The sequence below is a fragment of the Streptomyces sp. NRRL F-5755 genome (assembly GCF_001279365.1).
GTDB classification, from domain to species: domain Bacteria; phylum Actinomycetota; class Actinomycetes; order Streptomycetales; family Streptomycetaceae; genus Streptomyces; species Streptomyces rimosus.
This window is the reverse complement of the sequence record NZ_LGCW01000017.1, coordinates 23,416-29,871: the sequence shown is the minus strand read 5'-3', so window position 1 is coordinate 29,871 and position 6,456 is coordinate 23,416. Positions and strand designations below refer to the sequence as shown.

Below are 6,456 nucleotides of genomic sequence, written 5' to 3'. Positions count from 1 at the left end.
CACGCTCAGCGCACTGGCCTCCGTGATCGCCACGCTCGGCCCCGCTCGTCTCGGCGTATGTGCCGGGCCGACCTGCCGGGCCACCTTCGTGGACCTCTCGCGCAACGGCTCGAAGCAGTACTGCACCCGAACCTGCTCACACCGGGCCAGCGTCGCGGCCTACCGGAGCCGACGCAGCCCGCGTTGAGCGCCAGCAGCAGATGTATGCAGAAGAAGGGTCCGAGATCGACGCGCAGCGGCTGTTCACCGAGGCATGCCTGCACGGGCTACGGGCCCGGCTGAGTGACGATATCGCCTCGCTGGACAGCGGCCTTCCGCCGCCCCATGTCGCGGCGTTGGCGCGGAAGGTCGCCGAATGCCTCGAAGTGCCGGAGCCAGCTACCGCATGACGCCGGAGTCGCGCCGTCCGCGTCGGGGGGAGCCGCGCCGCAGCCGCTGCCCTCCTTCCGGCGGCAACCCGGTTCTCAGGGAATGTCGCCGTCCCAGTCCCACCGGCCCGCATCTCCCAGCCGGGGCCCGTACAGCGCCCGGCCGCCGGCGCCGAACTGCCCGATCTCCGTCATCAGCGCGGCGCCCGTGGCGATCTCCTGCGGCGTCCAGCCGGTGATGTCGAGCAGCAGCCCGTCCAGCGGGCCGCCCACCAGTTCCGCGTACGTACGGCCCGGCCGCGGCCCCGGATGCGGGTCGTCGAAGTCCGTGCCGTAGACCCGGCCGCGCAGCAGCTCCTCATCCCTGTCCCTGTCCATATCGGCCAGGCTCCCAGCACCCACCGACAACGCGGGCAGCCTTCGCCCGGTCAGCGAATGGTGGACCGGACCGTCGACACCGGGGCGGCCGCCCCGGTCAGCGGCTGATCACCTGCGGGTAACGGGCGCGTCGGCGAGGGGCATCGTCGACGGCGAGCTCGGACCACGGCTCGCCGCGCTTCAGGCGCGGCAGCGTGGTGGCCAGCACCGCGATGATGATGCCCTCGACGTCGCGGGCGAGAGCCTGAAGGCGGCGCTGGAGGCGGTGTTCGGGCAGGCCGGTCAGGACGACGTGCAGGGTCGGGAACAGGCGGCTGCGTGGGTAGCGGTGGCGGGCCCAGAAGTCGTACGAGCGGCCGACGGTGCCGCGGGCGCCTTCCCAGAGGCGGTGGCCGGCGTAGCGCTCGTAGTCCCAGCCCCCCTTCGCCAGGCGGACGCGGGTCATGGTGCCGTTGTCGACCTCGAACAGCCGCACCTCGCTGGTGGCGGTGGGCAGGGTGCGGACGGCGTCGGTGCTGAAGCTCAGGCCGATCGCTTTGATGGCGTGGTTGACCTCCACCTGCCAGTGGAAGCGGGGCGTACCAGGAAGTTTCACCGGCAGAAGTAAGGTCTTGCCGTAATTCTGCCGGTCCACGCGAACCAGGCATGCGGCCCGTGCTGGCAGGGCTGCAGTCGGCGGGCGGCCTGCTGGCCGCTGCCTCGGCGGTGCCCGTCGGCCAAGCCACGGAATCGGTGGGGCACGGCATCGGGTCCGTGCGGAGCGGCACCCGGTGGATGCCGGGACGGTGAAGCGGTCGCGGCAGTCGTCGGTGTGCGCGGGGTCAGGCAAGAGGTGGGTATCGCGGTGCGGGCACAGCGCGTTTGTGACACCGGTCGGTTCGCTCTCGGTGATGTTCGGCACGGGGTTCGCCGGCGGACACGGGGTATGTGAAGTGACGGAGCGGGGCGGCCGGGTGGTGGCGGCCCCGCGTTCGTGCGCCCTTGAGCCAACCCGAGGGAACCTGGACGCAATAGGCAATTCCACCTGCAAAAGTAGGGTGCTGCATACTTTTGCAGGTGGAAGTGCGCATCCGGTGGGCCCTGGTTGAGGGCTTTGAGCATGGGTACCGGTACACCGGCCGCGGGCGGCTTCGGCGCGCTCCTGCACAGCTTGCGCCAGGGCGCCGGGCTCACGCAGGAGGAGCTGGCGCAGGCGGCGGGGATCAGTGTGCGGGCGCTGTCATACATGGAGCGGGGCCGCTCCCGGGGGCCGCAGCGCCGGACTGTGTCCGCCCTGGCCGCAGCCCTGCGCCTGAGCCCGCAGGACGCGAGGGAACTGGAGCGCCTGGCGAGCCTGGGACGGCCCCGCCGGGCCACCGCGACGGAGGTGCTGCCGCCTGTCGCCGTAGTGGATGCCGTGGCGCCCACAGGGGCGCCCGACCTGCTGCCGCGCGCGCCGCGCGGCTTTCACGGGCGGGCGGCGGAGCTCGCCGCTGTGTCCCGGGCCGCCGCGGGCGAGGCGCCCGTCTGTCTGGTCATCGGGCCCGCCGGGGTGGGCAAGACGGCGCTGGTGCTGCACTGGGCCCACCACAGCCGTGCGAGGTTTCCCGACGGGCGGCTCCACGCCGACCTGCGCGGCTGCGGCGACCAGGGCGAGCCCTCTCTCACGGAGGTGCTGCGCGAGTTCCTGCTGGCGCTCGGTGTGGCGCACGGCCGGATACCGGAGTCGGTCAACGGCGCGGCCGCGCTGTTCCGGTCGCTGGCCGCCGACCGCCGACTCCTCGTGGTGCTGGACAACGCGCGCGACTCCGAGCAGGTCAGACCGCTTCTGCCCGGCGGGCGCCGCTGCGTCACCGTCGTCACCAGCAGACACCGGCTGCCGGGGCTGATCGTCACCGACACCGCCCGGCCCGTCGCCGTGGACGTGCTCGGGCCGACGGACGCCCGCCTTGCGATAGCCGCCGCGGCGGCCACCGCCAGCCTGCTCACCGCCGTACCGGCCCAGGCAGACGGCGTGCCCACCTACACCTGCGACAAGGTCAAGCGCGACGTGAAGAATCCTAAGGGGGCGTTCGGAGAGGACCACTGCGTCGCGTCCAACGGGGCCCTCGTCCCCTCCAAAATCCTGTACCACTTCGCGATCAAATTTGACTTCAAGCTCGTACAGAGGGACGGCAACGCCTTCCTGTGCACGAAGCCGGAGGGCCCGTACCAGGGCTGGGTGGCGCGGCACTACAACGACGACCTCGAGGTCTATGGTTATCAGTGCGAGCTGCTCTGACCACGCTGTCCGCTGCGCGGCGGTACGGGCACTCAGCAGCATGCCTTGTAGAGGGTTCTGTCCCGGATCATGGCCCACAGGACGTTGGTCCGGCGGCGTGTGAGAGCGGTCCGGATGTCACGCCGCCTGCACCTCTTCGACCGGCCGGGGACGGGCCGCCGAGGGGTGGACGGCAGGGCGGGTCAGGCGCCGGAGCATGAGCCGGATGGCGGCGAGGTTGAGCATCGCCTCGGAGCTCTCGGGCAGCCGTTCATGGTCTCTGACCAGGCGTCGGGCATGCATCGCCCACGCCCACGACCGCTCGACCACCCACCTGCGCGGCAGGACGACGAAGCCCTTGGCGCCCTGCGGTCTGCTCGTGGTCTTGACGGTGAGATGAAGCTCCGCCTCGGCCCAGGCGGCAAACGGCCCCGGTAGGCGGCATCGGCCCAGACCGATGGCGAGTTCGGGGTGCCGCTGGCGGGCGAGGGAGCGTTCCCCGGACCAGCCCCCGCTGGTGGCCAACTCAAACTGACCGCTCCCCGCCGCATGAGACCCCGGGCCCGCCCACAGGCCCCGGGGCTCATGAGCCTGGGATCCCCGTTAGGCCGGCGGCCCGCCACGCCACGAACAGCTCGTCGCGAGCGCAGCGGAAGGCGTCGCCACGCTCGCCCTCGAGGAGCAGCGTGGTGGCCACCGTGCGGACTGCCGGAATGTCCAGTGAGAGGACGGCCAGGATGCGCTCCAGGTCGGCGACCACCTCGTCGACACCGCGTGGCGGGGTAAAGCAGCGCATGGCGTAGTCGCGGACAAGGTCGTAGACCTCGGCGTCGTCGTCCGCATCCCGTGCCCGCCGCAGGACGCCCAGGACCTCCCACAGCGCCTCCAGCTCGAAAGCCGGCAGCGCCATCAGGAACACGGCGCCGCGGCGAGCGGGCGGCATGTCGGATCGGACCCGGTCGAGGGTGTCAGCCGCGACCTGATACGGAAGGTGCGCCAGGACGTACTTGTCGGGCTTTCCGTGGTCGTGGGCGGCCGCCGCCGCGGCGGCGAGGCAGTCGAGGATCTCCTGCACGTACCGGGCGTCGTCGATCCAGGCCGGATCTCCCGGCAGCACACAGGGATAGTCCGCTCGGTGCTTCGTCACCCGCTTCCCCTGCCCGTGCGGAGCACCGGAGGAACTCTCTGCGCTCACGCCTTCACCCCGGTCAGCGAACGATGGTGGACCGGCTCGTCTCCAGGTCCAGGGTCGCTACGGGCTGACGGTGATCATGCTGACAAGCGGCGACACGGCCGCATCAGGCGTCTGCGCCGCAGCACCAGCGGCTCTCCCGGATACGAGAACGCCCCCGGTGGCCGACCGGGAGCACCACCCCGCCACTATTAGGCGGACACAGGTGCAGGACCTGCTCAACACCGCGGAGACAGCTGTATGACGACCACCGCTTCGACCACGACGGCCGCGCGCGCCGTGACCGACACGCTTCAGCCCCGCAACGTCCTCGTGGCGGGCATGTCGGGCATCGGCTGGACGGCCGCTGGTGACTGGACCGGCCTGCCGTGGGGCCTGCTGGGCGCGCTGTGCGCCGGTCTCGTCCCGGCCGGGTACATCGAGTGGCAGCGCAAGCGCGGTACCTGGGGTGACCGGCACGTCGTCGACCGTACGAAGCGCGGCCCCATCTTCCTGGTGATCCTGACGTCCGTCGGGCTCGGGGCGCTCGTCATGGTCCTCGGCCACGCCCCGACCGGCATCCTCGTCGCCATGCTCGCCCTGTGGGCCATGACCGTGGTCCTCCTGGCCGTCAACACGGTCTGGAAGATCTCCGTGGACTCCGCCGTAGCCTCCGCGGTCCCCGCCCTGCTCGCCGTCGTGCACTCCCCCTGGTGGCTGCTGGCCTACCTGCTCACCCTCGCGGTGTGCTGGTCCCGGGTCACGCTGGCTTACCACACCATCGCGCAGACCATAGCCGGCGCGTCCTGCGGCGCGGTCACCGCCGCCGCGTTCCTCCTGGCCTGACCCGGCAGACAACAGCGCCCCGGACCTCCCGGCCCGGGGCGCCATGGCCGTTCATACCGTGCTCATGTGGAACTGAGCTTCGACTACCTCCTGGCGCTGCAGACGGGGGTGGCGCCGCTGCCGCCGGGCGGACGCGGACCCGGAGCTGGCGTTCGTCCTGCTGCGGCTAACCGAGGACATCACCTGGCTCGCCACTGCCGTGGACCGGGAGCCCGACCCGTGCACGGACTCCTTCGCGCTGGACGAGGTCGGATGCGTACTGCTGTCCGCGCTGCGGGACTGGGCACTAGACGCCCCCACCACGGCGGCGCCGGGCATCGCCCGTAGCATCCTCCGGTTCACGGCGAACGTCATCCCAGACCCCGACCGCCCGGACACCGCCGACACCCTGGAGGCGATGCGCGACCAGCGCCTGATACTGGCGCACGCCGTGCACCAGCAGGCCGTCCAGCGGCCCGCCCACCAGCTCCGCGTACGTCCGGCCCGGCCGCGGACCCGGATGCGGGTCGTCGAAGTCCGTACCGTAGACCCGCCCCCGCAGCAGCTCCTCATCCCTGTTCCTGTCCGTAACCGTCAGGCTCCCAGCACCCACCGACCACGCGGGCGTCCTTTTGCCGCACAACGACTTCAATGGCTACCAGGCTCGGTGCCTTCGCGCTCATAAGCAGCGGCTCTCGGTCGATGTCCGGTGGTGCCCGGCTGCCTCCGGTACCGGGTGGCCGACCCGGTCAGCCTGCGGGTAGCGAGTGCGCCGGTGGTGGTCGTCGACGGCGAGCTCCGGCTCTTACCAGGATGAGGGGGGCGAGATGCGGGTGACGACGGAAGGAAGTTGCCCGCTCTCAAGCACCTGCCGCGACAGGGCCAGACCGAAATGCTCCCCAATGGCCCGGAGAGCCCTGCGCTTGGCTTCGTGAGGCGATAGTTCCTCATCGTCGCCGAGCAGGTCGTCGAGGGAGTCTTCCGGCGCGATGGCCCCGACGGCTTCCAGAGCTGGGCGCAGCAGGTCGGGCTGGGCGCCGCTGGAGTAGTAGCCGGCGCCCAGCCCGAAGTGCAGCTGCAGCTCACCATCGGCGAGGTAGCAGAAGAAGGAGGGCGGGTCGTCCGGCCGCGGGTCGAAGATCAGGACCTCGGCACCGTCTCGGGAGACTGCTGGATCGAGAGCCCACCCTTCGCTGCCTCCGGACTCCACGATGAACGACCAATCGCCGCTTTGGCCGAGACGGCCGACGCAGTAGATCTGTGCAAGGTCGACCAGGGCGGATGCTTCCCGGCCGGTGAGGGCAGCGCCGATCTCGACAGGCTCGTGGTCGGATATGCGTTCGGCGAGCTGCTGGGGGCTGAGGCCGCGGGCGCAGGTGATGTAGAGGTCGCCAGCGTTCAGGTTGGTGCCGCGCCAGGCGTCGGCGATCCAGGCAAGATCTTCGGGCACTGCTGGTTCCCTCTGTTCGTGACGA

The 6,456-nt window shown here is 71.1% G+C and carries 10 protein-coding genes; 4 read left to right on the top strand and 6 right to left on the bottom strand.

The window, feature by feature from the left end; genetic code table 11:
• Both ADK86_RS40470 and ADK86_RS03810 read left to right on the top strand, forming a co-directional pair.
• The coding region (locus tag ADK86_RS40470; protein WP_199834345.1) for a CGNR zinc finger domain-containing protein at nt 1-187 on the top strand (187 nt) is incomplete at its 5' end.
• Nucleotides 188-200: 13 nt separating this feature from the next.
• On the top strand, nt 201-389 hold the full coding sequence (locus ADK86_RS03810; RefSeq protein WP_053695280.1) for a hypothetical protein: 189 nt from the start codon (nt 201-203) through the stop codon (nt 387-389).
• 75 nt (nt 390-464) lie between these two features.
• On the opposite strand, the gene ADK86_RS03805 is transcribed toward ADK86_RS03810, so the two are convergent.
• A complete protein-coding gene (locus ADK86_RS03805; RefSeq protein ID WP_053695279.1) occupies nt 465-746 on the bottom strand; it encodes a hypothetical protein in 282 nt (93 codons plus the stop codon).
• A gap of 97 nt (nt 747-843) precedes the next feature.
• Nucleotides 844-1,341 carry a replication-relaxation family protein gene (locus ADK86_RS03800; protein WP_234345684.1) on the bottom strand — a complete coding sequence of 166 codons (498 nt, stop codon included), beginning with the start codon at nt 1,339-1,341 and terminating at the stop codon, nt 844-846.
• A gap of 504 nt (nt 1,342-1,845) precedes the next feature.
• Here ADK86_RS03800 and ADK86_RS45595 point away from each other — a divergent pair.
• Complete coding sequence (locus tag ADK86_RS45595) at nt 1,846-3,006, top strand: helix-turn-helix domain-containing protein (RefSeq protein WP_053695278.1); 1,161 nt, start codon at nt 1,846-1,848, stop codon at nt 3,004-3,006.
• 117 nt (nt 3,007-3,123) lie between these two features.
• On the opposite strand, the gene ADK86_RS45590 is transcribed toward ADK86_RS45595, so the two are convergent.
• Together ADK86_RS45590 and ADK86_RS03785 are read right to left on the bottom strand one after the other, a co-directional pair.
• Nucleotides 3,124-3,510, bottom strand: coding sequence for an IS5/IS1182 family transposase (locus ADK86_RS45590; protein WP_053695277.1), 387 nt, complete (start codon nt 3,508-3,510; stop codon nt 3,124-3,126).
• Between the two features lie 58 nt (nt 3,511-3,568).
• On the bottom strand, nt 3,569-4,132 hold the full coding sequence (locus ADK86_RS03785; RefSeq protein ID WP_159393769.1) for a hypothetical protein: 564 nt from the start codon (nt 4,130-4,132) through the stop codon (nt 3,569-3,571).
• A 285-nt stretch (nt 4,133-4,417) separates the two neighbouring features.
• Between ADK86_RS03785 and ADK86_RS03780 the strand changes: the two genes are divergently transcribed.
• Nucleotides 4,418-5,002, top strand: a complete 585-nt coding sequence (locus ADK86_RS03780; RefSeq protein WP_053695275.1) for a hypothetical protein — start codon at nt 4,418-4,420, stop codon at nt 5,000-5,002.
• A 286-nt stretch (nt 5,003-5,288) separates the two neighbouring features.
• Here the strand turns inward: ADK86_RS03780 and ADK86_RS03770 are convergent, their stop codons facing one another.
• Together ADK86_RS03770 and ADK86_RS03765 are read right to left on the bottom strand one after the other, a co-directional pair.
• A complete protein-coding gene (locus ADK86_RS03770; protein WP_053695273.1) occupies nt 5,289-5,594 on the bottom strand; it encodes a hypothetical protein in 306 nt (101 codons plus the stop codon).
• A gap of 192 nt (nt 5,595-5,786) precedes the next feature.
• The gene (locus ADK86_RS03765) at nt 5,787-6,431 is read right to left on the bottom strand and encodes a DUF6461 domain-containing protein (protein ID WP_053695272.1); all 645 of its coding nucleotides are present in this window, start codon (nt 6,429-6,431) and stop codon (nt 5,787-5,789) included.
• Nucleotides 6,432-6,456 lie beyond the last annotated feature (25 nt).